We start from the raw sequence: 16,018 nt of genomic DNA on the forward strand, positions 1-16,018 counted from the left end.
CATGGACGTCCGGCGGATGGAGCCTGGACGGTTCTTGAAGGCATAGGCCTCGATACTGAGAAAGCAATGTCGGATGCAAAGATGCCGGATGTAGCCCACCTGCCCGCGGATGGCTAGGGTGCTAAAACTCCGCCTGAGCCACGATGGCAACAAAGCCTGTCCGAAAGCTATGACCCAAATACTGATCGGGATCGGATTGATAAGTTCGTCTCGTATTGGGTGAGACCGCGTCCTGAATACAGACTCAAGCCTCTTCGGAATGACTGATTTTCAGATCCGATCAATGGAGATCAGCGCTTTGTAAAACTGACCGTCTCATAGGTCTCTGTTGAATTCTGCCGCTTTTGGTATCTCTCATAGATAACGACCTGCTTATTGGCGGGCGCGACATACCAGGTGTAACGGTTCCAATCGTCCTCGCAGGTCACCTTGAAGGTATCAAAACTGCCTAGCTTGGTCGTAACACGTGCTTCACCGGGAACGGAACATTTTCGCACGGTCTCCCAGCTCTGGCCTTTCACATTTGTCCCCTTGCGACTGTAGCTCCATTGGTTACGCACTTTCAGCGGGAAGATAGGCGTATCTTCTAGTCGTTTAATCTCATGGCTGCCATCCGGTGAGGAACAGCCTTTCCAGCTTTTCCATGCCGCAAATGGCTGATCCTTCGCCCGGACCCAGGTACAGCCCTCCTGATCTTGCCAAGTGTAGGTAGTCTCATCTGCGGCAATTACCTCTGATTTCCACTCCTTGCCATCGTCACCAACAGAGACAAAGGTGGATCCCACCGTCCAATAGTCCGGTCTCTCCATGGGCGGAAGTGGTTTTGATACCGTTGCTTCTTTCACTGCGGTCGTCTGGCAGGCGGTGAGGGAGAATAGGAGGATCACAGGGACAGCGAATATTTTGGGGATGAAGGTTGGCATATCGGTTCTTTCCATCTCAAGGACACAACAAAGACATTCATAGTCTAGCTCTTGTGTTCAACCGGACGATCGGGGAAAGTGCACCTTAACCGAAACGATTGAACAGTATGGAACACTCCGGTTATCGCGAAGCGCCTTTCAAACCGTCTGATTTCCATATATTTTCCGCAAATTTCCGCTCTTCCGCGCCAACTACTTCTGTATAAATTGCGGTCGTCTTGATCGAGGAATGGCCGAGCCATTTGGAGACAATTGTCAAGGGAACGCCAGCCAGCATGGCGTAAACCGCAAAGCCGTGGCGCAATCCTTTTGGCGAGGCTTGAGGGCCTGAAATACCAGCCGCCTTCATAATCTCTTTAATCCGCGTCCAGCCCGTTGTCCGCGACCAGGACCAAAGGCGTTGTCCATCAGATTTTTGCCCACTTATGTTCTTCAGATCTTTGAGGAGAGAAGGGGGAAGAGGGACGGCTCTATAGACATATCGCTGGCGTTTCTTGAGGGTATGGATCACGACCACGCCAGCATCATGATCGATTTGGTTTGCGGTTAAAGAAAGGATCTCTGATAGCCGTGCGCCTGTATAAGCAAGCACCAGGCAGAAGATACGCACCTCGGAAGAGGGGAGTGTATCTATAACCTCTAAAAGCCTAGCACGCTCTTGCTGCCCAATATATTTTCTCCGCCCTTCGCGGTCATAAAGGAACGAAATACTATCCCGCCGCCCGCTATAGTGTAAACTATTCATTGACAATCAATTACTATTTTGAACACTATGTTCCATAATGTTCAAGTCATTGATATTGTAACGTTTTATTAAATTTCTACCGCATGCAACTTTGCATGTTAAGTAGTACTCTAGCATTCTTGTTTTCTTTAAAGCAGTGTACATTACTGCGATTCTAAGCCCTCGGTAGAAATAATGGTCGATGATGTAAGAAACGATACTTTTGAACTTCCTGATCAGGTTCATATAAACCAACTTCGGGAAGCATTGTGGTCCGGGGTTTCGTATGGACGAGCCGCTGTGATGGTAGGTTCTGGATTTAGCCGAAATGCTCAAGCTGTGGGTCCCGGAGTACCGGTATTCCCGCTTTGGTCTGAGATCATGACACATATTGTCGAACATTTAGTCCCGGAAGGTAGTCAAGATAGACAAAGAATTTTGGAGACATGTCAAACGTCGAGCGGTGCCCTACGAATTGCTCAAGAATATGAAGCCCTGCATGGGCGAGGTAAATTAAACAGTCTTTTAAAAGATTGTGTACCGGATAAATATTTTAGACCTGACTCTCTTCACCGACTTCTGCTTCAACTACCTTGGTCAGATGTTTTTACAACTAACTGGGACACGCTCCTCGATAGAACTGCAGATGCGCTACATGAGATACGATATGATAAAGTTCTTTGTATCGAAGATATTCCCCTTACCATGAGACCTCGGTTAGTAAAGTTGCACGGGAGTTTTCCTTCCAATCGACCATTTATTTTTACTGAAGATGACTTTAGAACTTATCCTAAGAACTGTGCGGCATTCGTTAATCTCGTTCAACAGTCAATGATGGAAAATCTTTTGTGTCTCATTGGGTTTTCAGGAGACGATCCCAATTTTTTAGCTTGGTCAGGATGGGTTCGAGATAACTTGGGAAGCGAAAGACCCAATATTTATTTGTGCGGGCTTCTAAACTTACGTCAAGGGCAAAGAAAATTACTTGAAGAACGCAAAGTCACCCCAATCGATCTTTCTCCACTATTTTCTGGAAATCACACTGTCCCCGAAGCACAACGCCATAAACTATCCACAGAATGGCTATTAAACAACTTGATGAATGGACGACCTCCAAATGAGTTAGATTGGCCAAACGATAGTTCTAATGAAAATAGGGAAATTGCAGCTCTTCCCCCTATCCCCCCTTACACAGGACCAAGACCAATAGTTGAGGAAATGTGGCCGCCAAAATGAGTGATTCTAAAGACTTAAATGCCCTTGCTAAGGAACTATCGGTATGGCGCCACAATCGACTAATTTACCCTGGGTGGCTAATCGCACCATATCAAACTCGTGATATAATTTGGCGTAATACGAAACGATGGCTTCAAATTGTAGTAGAAGCTCAGGACGCTTGGTCCCCAACCGAACTGTTGTTATTACACCATGAAATCATTTGGCGGCTCAGACTTTGCCTCCAAAATGTACCCATTGAAATACAAGACAGAATTCAACAGACCCTTAAAGATATAGAACCGGATTTATTTAGTGGTATGTCCAAATCTAGACCAGTTTTTGAAGAGCTGGACATCGAAAAAACTTTGATTGAGGTTTCAGAGATGAAAGAAGCTTGGTTATTTTGCGCATTTCAAGTATTGCGTAATGCGCGAATTAGCCAATCAAAGCGAGACTTCGAAAACTGGGCCCTAAAAATTCAGTCACTCAATACCATCGACAACGACATCGTTCCAGCAATCACTTACGAGCAATGCCTGTTCTCTTTAGCGGAGGCAAATCACGAGCAAACCCGTCTACATCTTGAAAGCTGGCCGGAAAATTCCAAAGATCCGTATTGGTTGGCTCGTAAAGCTTCTGTTCATGCCGAGCTAGGTAATTTATCAATTGCCAAAAATCTAACGGAAAAAGCGCTTGATTCATTGAAGAGGATGCAAAAGCAATCACCCAAAGTTTTTTGGACGCTTTCGCGAGAAGGTTGGTGCCTTAGACTTCTTTGGCAGATAAATATTGCAGAAAACTTTGAGTATGGAGGATTTAAAAACGAGAGAGAAAGAGAGTTGGAGGCCTATCGTTGCTCTCCGAGCATTGAATTAAACAATCTTATCCAGAAAATCGGAGATCGCTCCCTCCCATCCAAACCAACTGTTGTTACAGCAGGAAAACCGGAATTCGACTACGGAAGCCGTTCCAAGACGATAGGCTATAGTGCAACGACTTCATATGAACGATTAGCACCTGCTTTGAATTTTTTAAATGCAGTGGAAATTTCAGGCGCACTTATACAAGCTGAGAATGTTACTTTTGAAAAAGAGGAATTTTTCCAATCTCTTCAATGGATACAGGATGATTTTCCTCAACTATGGGCAAGTCTGATATTCCGCTTCAACGGTGTTGGAATTGGAAAGAAAGCAATAACCCGCACTACATTATCGAAGTTATCGTTAGAGCAAACAGAGCAGCTTTTCAAAACAGCAACTCAGTACGTTGAACAATTTTTCGAGGATGGCGAGAGCGAAAATATCAAGATACAAGATAGGCGATTTTTTTCTATAATTAATATGTGTGATTTCACTGCGCGAATTTCCTTAAGGCTTGGGACTGAGCAAAGGAAATGGCTGTTTGCAGTCGCGCTAAAACTCGCAAATTTTGCGGCAATGAAAGACCATCCTTCAGGGCAGGAACTAGTATCTGACCTTCTAAGGCGTTCAATTCCTTATTTTGACGCGGACGATATTCGTCCACTGCTATTTGACATGGCGAATTTTCCACTTTCGGGTGATTTTTCTACCAGATTTAATTATGTTCGCTGGCCAGAACCATATCTGTTTGCTTCAAGGAGTTTAAACAATGCAGATTGGCTTCCAATAAAAGGATTAAAAAACGCTATAAACCAACTCATTAAAAAAGCAGAATCACACAGCATTGAATTAAGAACTAATTCAATACTACGTTTGACGTATATGAATGAGCTGCGGTTATTAAATGAGGCAGAAAATAAAAAATTTGCAGATGCGGTTTGGCGGCAGCAGGACGATTTCAATCTGCCTACATTGGCCTCTAATGTTTATAAATCAATTGTGTTGTCACTGCCGGAAACAGAGAAAGATCAAGCATCTACGGGCCTATTAAACTTGTTGGAAAAAGCATTTGTTGAAAATCGTTTTGAGGAAACACAAACCGAAATTGATGGTGAATTAAAAAAAAGATTGTCTTTGTCGGGAAAAGATCCCGACCTACTATTACAATTGCTGATCAATTTAAAGTGGTATTGTGAGAAAAGGAAAATCAATAACCCTCCTTTCTTTAAACCAGAATTAACAAAAAGATATCTTAATTCAATACTACGTTGGTGGAATAATGAATGTGATAGATTTAGGCGTTGGTTAGTTCGAGACATGTATCAGTCTGATAATTTATTTGAGAGAACCGATTTGGTCTTTGACGTTCTTGCAAATTGCATTCTTGTGTATGGCAATATTAACAATCGCGAAAAAAAATCTATTTCAAAAATGCTAACGGAAATGGAGGAGTTAGGTATTCCAATGGCAAAGGCTATCCCTGTGATGGCGGCAATAGAGCCGGAAGAGCAAACCGAATTTCTTGATAAACTCCATTTTGGCCTTCTGAGTGATATTGCAGATAATGCCAGAAGATATTGCTATGCTTGTTATACTTGGGAATCTAATGCGAAACAATTAAAATTGGATCGCCTTTCTGGTGACGTTTATTCAACATTGTTGAACATTGTTGGTGGGGTTATTCAGCCAATAGCGTATGAATTGATGGGGGTGATGACTAACTTAGTAAGGGAAAACTATTATCCCAAAAATGATAAAGAACAGAAAAAATTAATATCCGCAATAGAACGTGCTTCAAAAATTTTAGCGTACGATAGGGAAGATGAATCGATCTGTTCTCGACCCATCAATACAGATGAGTTGCCTCATTTACGCAGAAATTTCACTCGGCTAATTCAAGTTCTTATTGAGAAAGAATATAATACTAATCGCAATATCCAGGATTGGATTGAAGCCGCCCGAAATGACCCGTTTGTTGATGTCCGAAGTCAGTTTGACGAAATTTTTGATTAATGAGCGAAACTAGCTTTACTGATTATCAGCAGTTTTTTTGTGCTAATTAGAATAAAAAGAACCCCGCCTAAGCGGGGTTTGGTTGGGAGGAGGCGGTCAGTGATGGCGTCTATGACATTGACCGTGACGGCATTACCAAGGCAGCGATAACGCTCTGCATCGCGGATACCTTCCGTCCATCTGTCGGGGAAGCCTTGCAGCCGCTCGCATTCCATCGGGGTGAAGCGGCGGACCCTTGGTATCAGTCCATCGGTTTTACCTTCCAGAACATATGTGCCAGCCGTGACCCATTTGTGATACATGGTTGTGAGGGTATTGGCGTGATGCCTCGGGTGGCCATCACCTTCCTGATAGCGCGGGGCGAGAGGAAATACTTCGGGTCTGGCTGTGCCTCCAAGATGTCCGATAATGAATATCCGTTCCCGGTTTTGCGGAACACCATAATCCTTGCTGTTAAGCACTTGCCATTGGAGGTCATACCCCAGCTCATCAAGCGCTGAGATGATGGCTTTGAACGTCGCCCCCTGTTGATGACCGAGAAGCCCCTTGACGTTTTCAAGCAGGAAAAGCTGAGGCCGCTTAGCGTCAAGCAATCGGAGGACATCAAAGAAGAGGGCACCACGGGGATCGGCAAACCCCTGTTGTTTTCCAGCGATTGAAAAAGCCTGGCAAGGGAAGCCCCCAACCAACAGGTCGAAATCCGGTAGATCTGCAGGGTTGACTGCGGTGATGTCTCCGAAGTTCCGATGCTCCGGGAAATGCCGCTCAAAGACGGTGACGGCGTGTGTGTCGATTTCGGAAAATCCAACACATTCCGCGCGATTTCCGATGCCAAGCTCGAAGCCGCCGATACCTGAGAAGAGTGAGAAATATCTGTACATGTCATTGTGTCCTCCATGGGTTAAAGAGGGCACCCAAGCTAACCACGTAACGGCGCCTGTCACCGTGCAGGATATGACTGTAATCCACCCTGTGAGCCACAGCGCGCGGTATGTTCACATATCAAATTTGTGAGAGGTTCCCGTATGTTCCGCATTTTATTCTGACGCGTGGCATTGCAGGGCTCATTCAGATGCAAAATAAACGGCCATGGACATCCGGAGCCTGTGTTGATTCTCTTTTCTTGCCCGTAATCGGATTATTTTGCTATCCTCAACGCGCCCTGGGTTTTGTCAACCTGGAGTATCGCGGTACTCCCTTTTATAGGAGAGATCGCGATGAGGATCATCGATTGGAAGGTACTCAAGACCATGCAGCCCTATTCACGTCAGCATATCCTGCGGCTGGAACAGGCCGGGAAGTGGCCCAGGAGGGTCAGACTCGGCAATAACCGGATCGGCTGGGTATATGACGAGATTGTGTCGCATCTTGAGGATCTGGCATCCAGAAGATAGCCTGACGACACTCCCGTAACGGGAGAAGGGGGACGGTGGCCATCGTCCCCCTTATTTTCGCAGATTGGGGATACAATATGGGGATAGGCATGTGCCTCTGTATCCCCAACGCCGTATCCCCAACCGCTGCTGAACCTGCTGGAACATAACAGCATATTTCCCTGTTCTCTGAGTTCTCAGCTTCTTAAGAAAACAATCCAAATTGTTTCCCCATTCCTGAAATGACGGAACACCGTCCTCTCTTCAGAGTGCAATCTTCAGTCAGCTAGATAGATAGTTTTTATAATTCTCTTTTAAGTAGTTGACTCCACCAGTATTTATATTTTCTAATTCAATTACAGATTTCAAATTTGAGGGTTTATACACAAAAAGGGGGTTAATCATGAGACTTAAACTGACACGGTCACAACGCACGACAGGCATGGTGAATAAGAAAGTAATGTTTATCCTGAACGCAGAGGTTTCTTATTCGTCAGTTGAGCAGGCAAGCATCAAAAAATATAACCTTGGCAACCAAATCATCTATAACAGCGAAGCCGCCCGCCGCCATGCTGCGAACGCCGCATCCGGAGGTCTCATCAAAGGACTCACCTCTGCGGCTCTATCCCATATGTCGCTCAGCATCACCATTGATAGCCTCGCCCGTGGCCATGAGGTGGAATGCAAGGATCTCGATGAATTGTTGGAAGCGGAGGAAGCCATTCGCGGATCTTGCGAGAACCTCAAAAAATATCTTGAAGTTGCGGAATGCTTCGATGGCCGTGAAGAGGTAGTTGAATACTGAGCCATGGCAGGCAAGTCCTTCGAAGACGAGATCGCCTATGCCTTCTTCACCATGGTGGGCCTGGCGCTCGTCCTGCTGATCATCTTCTCGCTGTTCTGGCTCGCCATTCCAGTCGGCTTCTTTCTCCTATGCTACGCCGTCTACCGGATGTACCAGAACTCGGACAAAGTGCAGGAGCGAAAAGCCAGGGACCTCACCCATCGGCTCTATAAGGAGACGAAAGCGCTCAGACCAACCCTGCCAGATGCCGAAGCATTCGCGACCTCCGTTTACCGGGCGCTTCCTGATATACCGGAAGAATCCCTGGAGGATGCGCTGATAAAAGCCGCTCTTCAAATCCATGAAGGTGAGGGTTTTGACCGAGCTGGTCCGATACCGCCGCCCACCGTCTGCAATAGTCTCGAAGGCGCACAGTATCGCGATTACCTAGCGGAGTACAGCGCCCGTGCCGTCGTGCCCGATCTGGCGGAACGAGCCACAAATGCCGTTGCTGCAAGCTTTAACGCCTTCCTGCGCCGCTGTCCTCCACTCCCTGAGGGTGAGGGGGCAAGCTTTTCCATTCAGTTCGAAGACTTTATCGAAGGACTGGAAGCGCCCCTCACGGAGGCGCTGATCCTTCCGTTCTTTGACGACGATGTGATCACTGCCGGATTGTTCAAGGATTTAAGGTTCCGGCTTAATGAGAATCTTTGCGAGCTTTCGGGCCTTGCGCCACTTCCGGATAACTTTGAATCCCCGGATCTGATTATGCCGGATGAGTATGAGGGCGAGGATTTACCTTATGCCTATCTTAAAGATACTCCTCTCCTTAACATCTTCCGGCAAAGCCATGTGCCCTTTTCCATTCCAGACAAAGCCCGCTTTGAGCATGGTTGGATCCTCGCCCCGCAAGGAACCGGCAAAACACAGTTGATCCAGTTCCTGGTCTCCGAAGACTTGAAGCGTGTAGCCAAAGATGAAGCCAGTATCGTCATCATGGATAGCCAGGGTGACTTGATCAAGGAGGTGAGCCGCCTCAAGGAATTTGCGAAAGGCGAAGCGCTGCATGACAAGCTGGTGCTGCTAGAGCCTGACCCCGACTATCCTCTCGCGCTCAATATCTTCGATATGGGCAAAGAGCGGATGAACGGCTATTCGAGCCGGGACAAGGAGCAACTCAGCAATAATAGCCTCGATTTGCTTACCTATGTGTTTGAGGCGTTACTGGGCGAGGGCGGTATGATGACGCCTAAGCAATCCACCCTCTATCGCTATGCCATCCGCCTGCTGATGGAGATGCCCGGGGCCACCCTTGCAAGCTTTGGCGCATTGCTGCAGGTTCAAAAGCCCGAAGGGTTGATCCCCTATCAGCCCTATATTGAAAAACTCAATGCGCCTGCGCGGGATTTCTTTGAAACCCAATATTGCGATAAGCAGTTTAACGAGACAAAAGCGCAGGTCGCCTGGCGATTGGCCGCCATGATGGAGAATACGGTATTCGAGCGTATGTTCTCCCACAAGGAGACAAAGCTTGATCTCTTCACCGAGCTCAACTCCTCAAAGGTTATCCTGATCATTACCGATAAGACCCTGCTCGGGGAGGAGCGCACGGCCCTTCTTGGCCGCTTCTTTATCGCCATGCTCCTGAATGCCGCCCAGGAACGAGCCGTCCTTGATCGCGGGAGCCGCTTGCCCGTCTTCTGCTATATCGATGAAGCCCAGGACTATATCGCAAGTGATACCCGCATCACCCGTATCCTCGATCAGGCGCGCAAGATGAATATCTCGATGATGCTGAGCCATCAACGGACCAAACAGATCAGGGAGCCTAATGTGCTCGATGCGCTTGCAACCACTTCGGTGAAGTTCGCAAGTACGGATAATGTCCATGATGCCGGTCTGCTCGCCAGATCCATGCATTGCGCGCCCGACTTCATTGCCGGGCAGCCACCGCAGCATTTTGCCCTTCATATCAGGCGGCAAACCGAGAGGGCCGTTTCCGTGAAAGTTCCCTTCCTCGTCCTGGAGAAAAGCCCGCATATGAGTACAACGGAACGGCAGGAGGTAACCGACATCATGAGGCGCAAATATGCGCATCGGTATGAGCATACGAACTTTAAATTGGTCGATCAGGACATCCCTGTCAGGGTGCATCCCGATAGCCCGGAGGAAGCCCTTGACGGTGGAAAGACGAGCAGCGCAGAAAACATGCCCGACCCGCAAGGCAGCACAACGGATCCCGGTGAATGGTGAATTAGCTAAAAAGTGATGAGGGAACACCCTGGTGCAGGGAGTATGAGCGTGCCTCAACGGAACATTTAGCACCCGTCGACAGCAGCGAAAAATACGCCTATCCAGGAGGGATGAGCGCAACAGAACAAAGACGATATCCCAAAGATGGCCTCGGGCGACGCCTCCGGGGACGGAGGACCCCGAGCGGCAAGCGGATCGTCCTGACGATGCGGGATGTCGAAATCCTCACAATCCTGAAGCGCTATCGCTTTCTCCGCTCAACGACAATATGGCAATTGCTCCCCGAGGAGCTTCGGGGGCGTTCCTTCAAGCGCTTCCAGGATAGATTGACGGACCTGTTCCATGAGACCCATACGCAGCATGCAGGGGCCTATCTCGACTGGCCCAGTCAGCAGCGTCAGAGTTTCGATGCCCGCTATAGCCCGTCCATCTATGCGCTTTCTGATGTTGGAAAAACCGCGCTCGATGAACTGGGGATTGAGGTCGATGCTGTCACGAACTTAAGGGTGCCGGGCAATAGGGGCAACGCCAAGGACTTTGCACATATGCTGATGATCTGCGATACCCTGGCCTCGATTGAGATCGGGACAAAGAGGGCCTCCAATATCCGCTTTATCCCCTGGCCCGAGATTTTAAGGAAGGCACCATTAGCCGGATGCGAGCGTGGTGTAATCTCTCTACCAGTCACCATCAGTAATCGCTTTAGCGATAGGCAAAAGCTGAAAATGCAAAGCTTCAACCTGGAACCCGATGGCCTCTTCGGATTGGAGTATAAGCAACCAACGGGCCGGAAGCTCTACCGCTTCTTCGCGCTCGAAGCGGAAAGGCGCAACAAGGTACGCACGACCTCCCTCAAAGGCTCCAGCTATTTAAAAAAGATCCTTGCCTACCGCTATATTCTGGAGAGCGAGATTTACAAGACGGAGCTTGGCTTACCCAACCTGCTGATCCTCACGGTGACGCCCAACAACGCCCGAATACGAACGATGAAGGAGGCGGTTACCTCCATTTACGGACCCAAAGGCTCCGCGAATTTTCTCTTCCATAGCATTCCCGTTCATGGGGAGATATCTATGCAGCCCGACAGCTTCCCGGATTTATTTGCCGAACCTTGGGAACGGGCAGGATACGCACCATTTTACGTTAACCTGATATAGTTTGTTCGATTAATGAGCAGGAAATATTGGTCACTAGCATTTTCTTATTAAGATTGATTCACATGAATCAATCGTTATAGTTGCAATGGTCTGTAGTTTTCTTTGTCCTTTGGTATTGCGCCACATGAAGGAGAGGAGACTGATATGAAATTCGTTGTTCTTGCCTGTATTAAGCAATACAAATTGCTGCTTTGGATTTTGTTGCGTTAGAACTGATCAGTTGAGTTAGGACAATATTTAGAGTCTTACTGTGGAAAAAGTGGGCTTATTGCAACGGACCATTTCGAAAATAATTACCTTCTATCTGAAAATAGTGTTCTGTAAATCAAATAAATTGCATGGGGCGACATATTTTTATGCTTTAGGGTAATAACATAGTCGCTTACAAATGACCAATTCTTCAGCTTTGAATGAAGTGCTTGACCAGTTTTAATAGCATCCCAAGTATGGATGCTTTTACTATCTTGTTGGTGTGATCTAATTTCGCGCACTTCGTATCCGAAACAAATTTTTATTCCAGCATGAAATGCTAATAGCTCGTTAGAGTATGCAAAAAATCTATTCACATTTAAGGGCAATACATTGTGTCCTGCTTTTTCAACTATATCACTAATGGGAGATGCTCGGCGTATCCAAAATGTTAAAAATGCAAGCTGTTTAAGATGATTAGGCTTTTTGTAAAATTCCTCGCCTGTAAAACGATCTATTTGCGAATGTCCTCTTTTTGCCGTTCGATTAACATCTCCGATCCAAAAATCATGTGCGGTTAAGAGCTTGTCTGCGGAAACTTTCACATCACAACCATATTCCGAAGACATCTGTTTTGCAAAATCAGATATGCATATAACAAATTCACGAGGCTTGTCCGAATAGTAATCGAGGAAATTTGCTTGAGTTAAAGAAAATTGAGTCATCTAAAATAAATTTATTTGGTGCAAAAAATTCTGGGTTATTCAACCCAGAATTTTGGTGATAGCAAATTGTCAGCTATCTCTTGTTCCGCCGGAGTGAGCTCATCATCGTCAGAAAATTGCAAAAGGCCAGTATTGCCAGGCTCCTCGGGTTTTCGATCATCTGCGCTCATTTTAATCCGAGTACGATATGCATCATCAATGACAAGTGTATTGTCTCCATCATAGTTACCAAAATCAGTCATTTTAGTACTCCTTAGGCTTTATTTTATACAACTTCCTATATTATATTACTATATTTTTACAATCATTTCGAGTGCTGCCTTCTTACTGCCTAATTTTATCAATCCATTGACAACCTTTTCACACGTATTCTTTGTCGTCGGAGCTTCATCCAAAACATTTTGCACTGATCGATATGCACATCCGGCTGATCCAGCAAGCTGTGCTTTCGATGCCGACAATTCAGCGCGCAGCTTATCAGCACCGGGCACGATAAATTTTTTGCGCGACGACTTTCCAACCATCTTTAATCCCAAAAATTCTCAAAAATACTAACAAGTCATTACAATTTAATTAATTGTTGAAGATATTGCACAAAAATACAACTTTTGCAATCATATCTAATATTTTCGATTTGCACTGAATTTCTATGCTTATGGGTGCAAGTATGAGGATATTGTTTTTAGAGCCTTATAGACGGAAGACGCGACACATTAGTGCGGAGAATTACTATGGATACGGGTAGGAAATCCCCAAATATAGGGATACAGGTGAAGCACTCCTGTCCAATATAAAAACCTAATTGTCTTTTAAACAAGACATGAAATGATCCGGGAATGAATAGAAAGATAAAGCTAAAGATAGCGCTGAAAGATATTGTTCCGGCAATCTGGAGACAGGTGATTGTTTCGCACGAACTGACGTTACGCGAGTTACATGCTGTCCTTCAGGGAGCCATGGGATGGTCGGATTGCCATCTTCATTCCTTTTTGATTGATGGTAGAGAATATCACTTGCCAGATAGTGAAGAAGAAATCTGCGAGACGGACAGTTTGGATGAGCGTAATTATACAATTGGTGACGTTTTAAAGGGTATTTCCCGATTTTCGTATTATTACGATTTTGGTGATAAATGGTGTCACGAAATTGATGTTGAGGAATCATGTACTGATTTGGAGTTGTGTATGAAGACCCCAGTATGTGTAGCCGGGGAAAGAGCCTGCCCACCAGAAGATTGCGGCGGAGTGAGTGGATATTGGGAGTATGTGGACGCGATTACGAATCCAGAACATCCTAGGCATGATGAAATGATGGTTTGGTCAGGTCCGTATGACCCTTCATGTTTTAGTCCGTCTCAAGCAACTCATATGATAACGGCAATCCGTACTATTTATCAAATTCAAGGATAAATATTGGTTGCCTGATAGCTGTCAAAAAAACACCCCGCTATTTGCGGGGTGCGTATTATGGATGGAATATCCTAATACTCATGCGCCAGCATGACTGTCAGTACTCGGCATGTCTTGCTGGGATCAGCCGGATCCTCCGAGTGATAGCGTAGGCTGGGATCGTAGTAATCGATCTTCCAGATGATTTTCCGCCCATCAATTTTCTGGATGGCGCAATCATGTTCACCATGGGGGTCGTTGTCTCCATTAAACGCATCAAACGATGCGACTGCCGCCAGTATTTGGGCGACCGTCTGTGATCCGAGCATGTTTATACCGCTCGTCATCATGATACGTCCTCCTTGACCTTTGCATCGAAGCAGGTCGTTAAGGCGCTGTATTTCACTTTTGGATTTTTCATCCGTCATTTTGTGCTCCTCTGTGCGAAGCTGAGTTCGAGCCCAATGCTCAAACCCAGCAGTCGCCAGAGAAGGCGGGGCGGGGCTTCTGAGTGCGTCAATCGGCCTTTAACGCAGTGAGAAGAAGGGCCAATGCTTCAAACATCGGCATCCAATAGGGCTCTGCCTCCCACAGTCGCCGATCTCCGGGCACCAATTTTGTTATTGACGGGTCCTGCAACAGCTCAGCTGCCAACCGGGCAATGACGGCTTTTGTTGCTGTTTCAGAAACGTTAAACTGCGCATAGACATCTTCTTTTGCAATCGCCCGGACGGCGATGCCATATCCGCTTGCGAGACCGATAACTGCCTCAATTGTCGTGCGAGTCTTTTCGCGGCGATAATACGTCGAGTTTAAATCTTCAAGCAGGAGGACTTCCGGCCGGTTCCAGGCAATAAGCCTGGCGAGTTCCTTGATGTGCTGGTCTTGTCCATATTCGCGTGACAGCACACTCCGCTGAAGGACGAAAAGCGGAGGTGTTTCCGCGATTATGTAACCAGTGCCACGCGATGTCGGCACCAGAGAAAGGATACGAATGTTTCTCTTCATAAATCGAAATCGTGAGTTCACATTAATGTTGTGCAGAATTCCCTTAGCCGCGCCTGCATATTCGCAAGTGCGGCGACTTTATAATGATCGGCAGGCAGCGCGTTTTTTCTAATTTCTTCGTGCAATGCTTCAATCTCTTGCAGAAGGTCCGTCAGCACCTTTTCCGAAACCTGCGGGAAGAGTTCACCAACGCTTGCATCAAAGAGCATTTCAAGCGCCAGCGCCGCTTCGAGGTGCGGCACGCGCTGAAAGTTCTCGTATCGGGAAATACTTACCGGCGCATCGAAGCCCAGCAGTCGCGCTACTTCAGCCTGCGTAAGGCCGCTTCGATGGCGGTATGCCTTGAGGTAACTGGGTCCCGATAACATAGAAAATTGATATGAACATACGGTACAGAACTACGAAAATTGTCTGCCAAGTCATAGCGTACTAAATCAGGAATAGGATCGTAGGAGGGGAAACTTACCGCATACGGTATAACTTTATCACTCAACCATTACACTTTGCTGAAAACCATGTGCAGTATCATAATTCCCCATCGCCTGAAGGGCTAATGCCAATGCTTCAAAATACACCGTATTCTTAGGTTCCGTCTCCCAAACCTTCGGCTTTTTCGGCACCCAGGCCGCAAGCTCTGGAAAGCGCTTGCCGAGCGCATCGGCTTCTTCATATTTGTTCGCATATGCCGATGATCTAGGGACCTTCACATCAAGGAGATCCATCTTTGTCGTAATTTCGGAAACGCTAGCAATCAAGGCTCTGGTTTTTCTGCCCTTGGAGGATCGTTTTCGGATGTCTTCAGTCACAACGACATCGGGATGAAGCGTCGTAATCCAATTGTCCGCATATGCACTTGCCAGCTCTACACTCGTTGCAGCCTTTTTTGAAAGCTGCCAGTCCCTGAGCTCTCCATCAACGAGAAATACATACCCAATTCGCCCGGTCGCCGCCGCCACGGCAAGCACCCTTACCTTAGCTGCCATAGTCCTCATCAAGTTCACTGCTAAGACGATGCGCAAGGGCGCGAAGTGTGTTTTCCCGATTAAACTGTCCAAGCCATCGGGCTGGGGCCTCTGGCATCGTATGGAGGCGCTTTCGAAGGTTACGGCGAGCGTCATCATAAATATCGCTGAAAAGGCTCTCAAAACTCCTTCCATACATCACCGAAAGGCGGCAGATGTGATGGATGGACGGCACCGCCTTGCCGCTTTCAAGCAATGATATCCTGGAGGGATGAACACCAAGCAAATGCGCACAATCCGCCTGACTTAATCCGGCCTTCCTGCGGGCCACTTTTAATTCGAGTGCGAAGTCGTTGATCATATTTTTTGGAATTATTGAGTAAGACGATCAGCGTATCGCGTCTTTCCTTCGCACCGTAGGGGGCCTGATATACCAATCCG

At 46.8% G+C, this 16,018-nt stretch carries 18 protein-coding genes; 7 read left to right on the forward strand and 11 right to left on the reverse strand.

Going from position 1 to position 16,018, the window contains the following annotated elements:
- Positions 1–290: 290 nt before the first annotated feature.
- Positions 291–923, reverse strand: a complete 633-nt coding sequence (locus tag AAC599_RS16090; RefSeq protein ID WP_340151429.1) for a hypothetical protein — start codon at positions 921–923, stop codon at positions 291–293.
- Positions 924–1,044: 121 nt separating this feature from the next.
- Positions 1,045–1,668: a site-specific integrase gene (locus AAC599_RS16095; RefSeq protein ID WP_340151430.1), complete on the reverse strand. Its 624-nt coding sequence runs from the start codon at positions 1,666–1,668 to the stop codon at positions 1,045–1,047.
- Positions 1,669–1,842: 174 nt separating this feature from the next.
- On the opposite strand from AAC599_RS16095, the gene AAC599_RS16100 reads away from it, so the two are divergent.
- Both AAC599_RS16100 and AAC599_RS16105 read left to right on the forward strand, forming a co-directional pair.
- Positions 1,843–2,883, forward strand: coding sequence for an SIR2 family protein (locus tag AAC599_RS16100; RefSeq protein ID WP_340151431.1), 1,041 nt, complete (start codon positions 1,843–1,845; stop codon positions 2,881–2,883).
- Positions 2,880–5,738: a hypothetical protein gene (locus AAC599_RS16105; RefSeq protein ID WP_340151432.1), complete on the forward strand. Its 2,859-nt coding sequence runs from the start codon at positions 2,880–2,882 to the stop codon at positions 5,736–5,738. Before AAC599_RS16100 ends, AAC599_RS16105 begins: the two co-directional genes overlap by 4 nt.
- Here the strand turns inward: AAC599_RS16105 and AAC599_RS16110 are convergent.
- Positions 5,735–6,619: a DNA cytosine methyltransferase gene (locus AAC599_RS16110; RefSeq protein ID WP_340151433.1), complete on the reverse strand. Its 885-nt coding sequence runs from the start codon at positions 6,617–6,619 to the stop codon at positions 5,735–5,737. The genes AAC599_RS16105 and AAC599_RS16110 overlap by 4 nt on opposite strands.
- A 336-nt stretch (positions 6,620–6,955) precedes the next feature.
- Between AAC599_RS16110 and AAC599_RS16115 the strand changes: the two genes are divergently transcribed.
- The 4 genes from AAC599_RS16115 (at position 6,956) to AAC599_RS16130 (ending at position 11,305) form a co-directional block, all read left to right on the forward strand.
- Entirely contained in the window at positions 6,956–7,132 is a 177-nt protein-coding gene (locus AAC599_RS16115; RefSeq protein ID WP_340151434.1) for an AlpA family phage regulatory protein, read from the forward strand.
- A gap of 382 nt (positions 7,133–7,514) precedes the next feature.
- Complete coding sequence (locus AAC599_RS16120; RefSeq protein WP_340151435.1) at positions 7,515–7,916, forward strand: hypothetical protein; 402 nt, start codon at positions 7,515–7,517, stop codon at positions 7,914–7,916.
- A gap of 3 nt (positions 7,917–7,919) precedes the next feature.
- Positions 7,920–10,148: a DUF87 domain-containing protein gene (locus tag AAC599_RS16125; protein WP_340151436.1), complete on the forward strand. Its 2,229-nt coding sequence runs from the start codon at positions 7,920–7,922 to the stop codon at positions 10,146–10,148.
- A gap of 110 nt (positions 10,149–10,258) precedes the next feature.
- Positions 10,259–11,305, forward strand: a complete 1,047-nt coding sequence (locus AAC599_RS16130; RefSeq protein ID WP_340151437.1) for a hypothetical protein — start codon at positions 10,259–10,261, stop codon at positions 11,303–11,305.
- A 293-nt stretch (positions 11,306–11,598) separates the two neighbouring features.
- Here AAC599_RS16130 and AAC599_RS16135 read toward each other — a convergent pair whose 3' ends face one another.
- From AAC599_RS16135 to AAC599_RS16145, 3 genes are read right to left on the reverse strand one after another with little or no spacing between them, the layout of a single operon-like run.
- Positions 11,599–12,219 (reverse strand): hypothetical protein, encoded by a 621-nt coding sequence (locus tag AAC599_RS16135; protein ID WP_340151438.1) that lies wholly within the window; start codon positions 12,217–12,219, stop codon positions 11,599–11,601.
- 35 nt (positions 12,220–12,254) lie between these two features.
- Positions 12,255–12,461 carry a hypothetical protein gene (locus tag AAC599_RS16140; protein WP_340151439.1) on the reverse strand — a complete coding sequence of 69 codons (207 nt, stop codon included), beginning with the start codon at positions 12,459–12,461 and terminating at the stop codon, positions 12,255–12,257.
- Positions 12,462–12,509: 48 nt separating this feature from the next.
- Complete coding sequence (locus AAC599_RS16145; RefSeq protein WP_340151440.1) at positions 12,510–12,743, reverse strand: hypothetical protein; 234 nt, start codon at positions 12,741–12,743, stop codon at positions 12,510–12,512.
- Between the two features lie 312 nt (positions 12,744–13,055).
- Between AAC599_RS16145 and AAC599_RS16150 the strand changes: the two genes are divergently transcribed.
- Positions 13,056–13,628: a plasmid pRiA4b ORF-3 family protein gene (locus AAC599_RS16150; RefSeq protein WP_340151441.1), complete on the forward strand. Its 573-nt coding sequence runs from the start codon at positions 13,056–13,058 to the stop codon at positions 13,626–13,628.
- A gap of 71 nt (positions 13,629–13,699) precedes the next feature.
- Here the strand turns inward: AAC599_RS16150 and AAC599_RS16155 are convergent, their stop codons facing one another.
- From AAC599_RS16155 to AAC599_RS16175, 5 genes are all read right to left on the reverse strand, one after another.
- On the reverse strand, positions 13,700–13,957 hold the full coding sequence (locus tag AAC599_RS16155; RefSeq protein WP_340151442.1) for a DUF3768 domain-containing protein: 258 nt from the start codon (positions 13,955–13,957) through the stop codon (positions 13,700–13,702).
- 166 nt (positions 13,958–14,123) lie between these two features.
- Entirely contained in the window at positions 14,124–14,615 is a 492-nt protein-coding gene (locus tag AAC599_RS16160) for a hypothetical protein (RefSeq protein ID WP_340151443.1), read from the reverse strand.
- A gap of 17 nt (positions 14,616–14,632) precedes the next feature.
- Complete coding sequence (locus AAC599_RS16165; RefSeq protein WP_340151444.1) at positions 14,633–14,983, reverse strand: helix-turn-helix transcriptional regulator; 351 nt, start codon at positions 14,981–14,983, stop codon at positions 14,633–14,635.
- A 117-nt stretch (positions 14,984–15,100) separates the two neighbouring features.
- Positions 15,101–15,598, reverse strand: coding sequence for a hypothetical protein (locus tag AAC599_RS16170; RefSeq protein WP_340151445.1), 498 nt, complete (start codon positions 15,596–15,598; stop codon positions 15,101–15,103).
- Positions 15,588–15,938: a helix-turn-helix transcriptional regulator gene (locus tag AAC599_RS16175; RefSeq protein WP_340151446.1), complete on the reverse strand. Its 351-nt coding sequence runs from the start codon at positions 15,936–15,938 to the stop codon at positions 15,588–15,590. Before AAC599_RS16175 ends, AAC599_RS16170 begins: the two co-directional genes overlap by 11 nt.
- Between the last annotated feature and the right edge of the window lie 80 nt (positions 15,939–16,018).

The organism is uncultured Sneathiella sp. (genome assembly GCF_963976355.1).
Classification (GTDB): Bacteria; Pseudomonadota; Alphaproteobacteria; order Sneathiellales; family Sneathiellaceae; genus Sneathiella.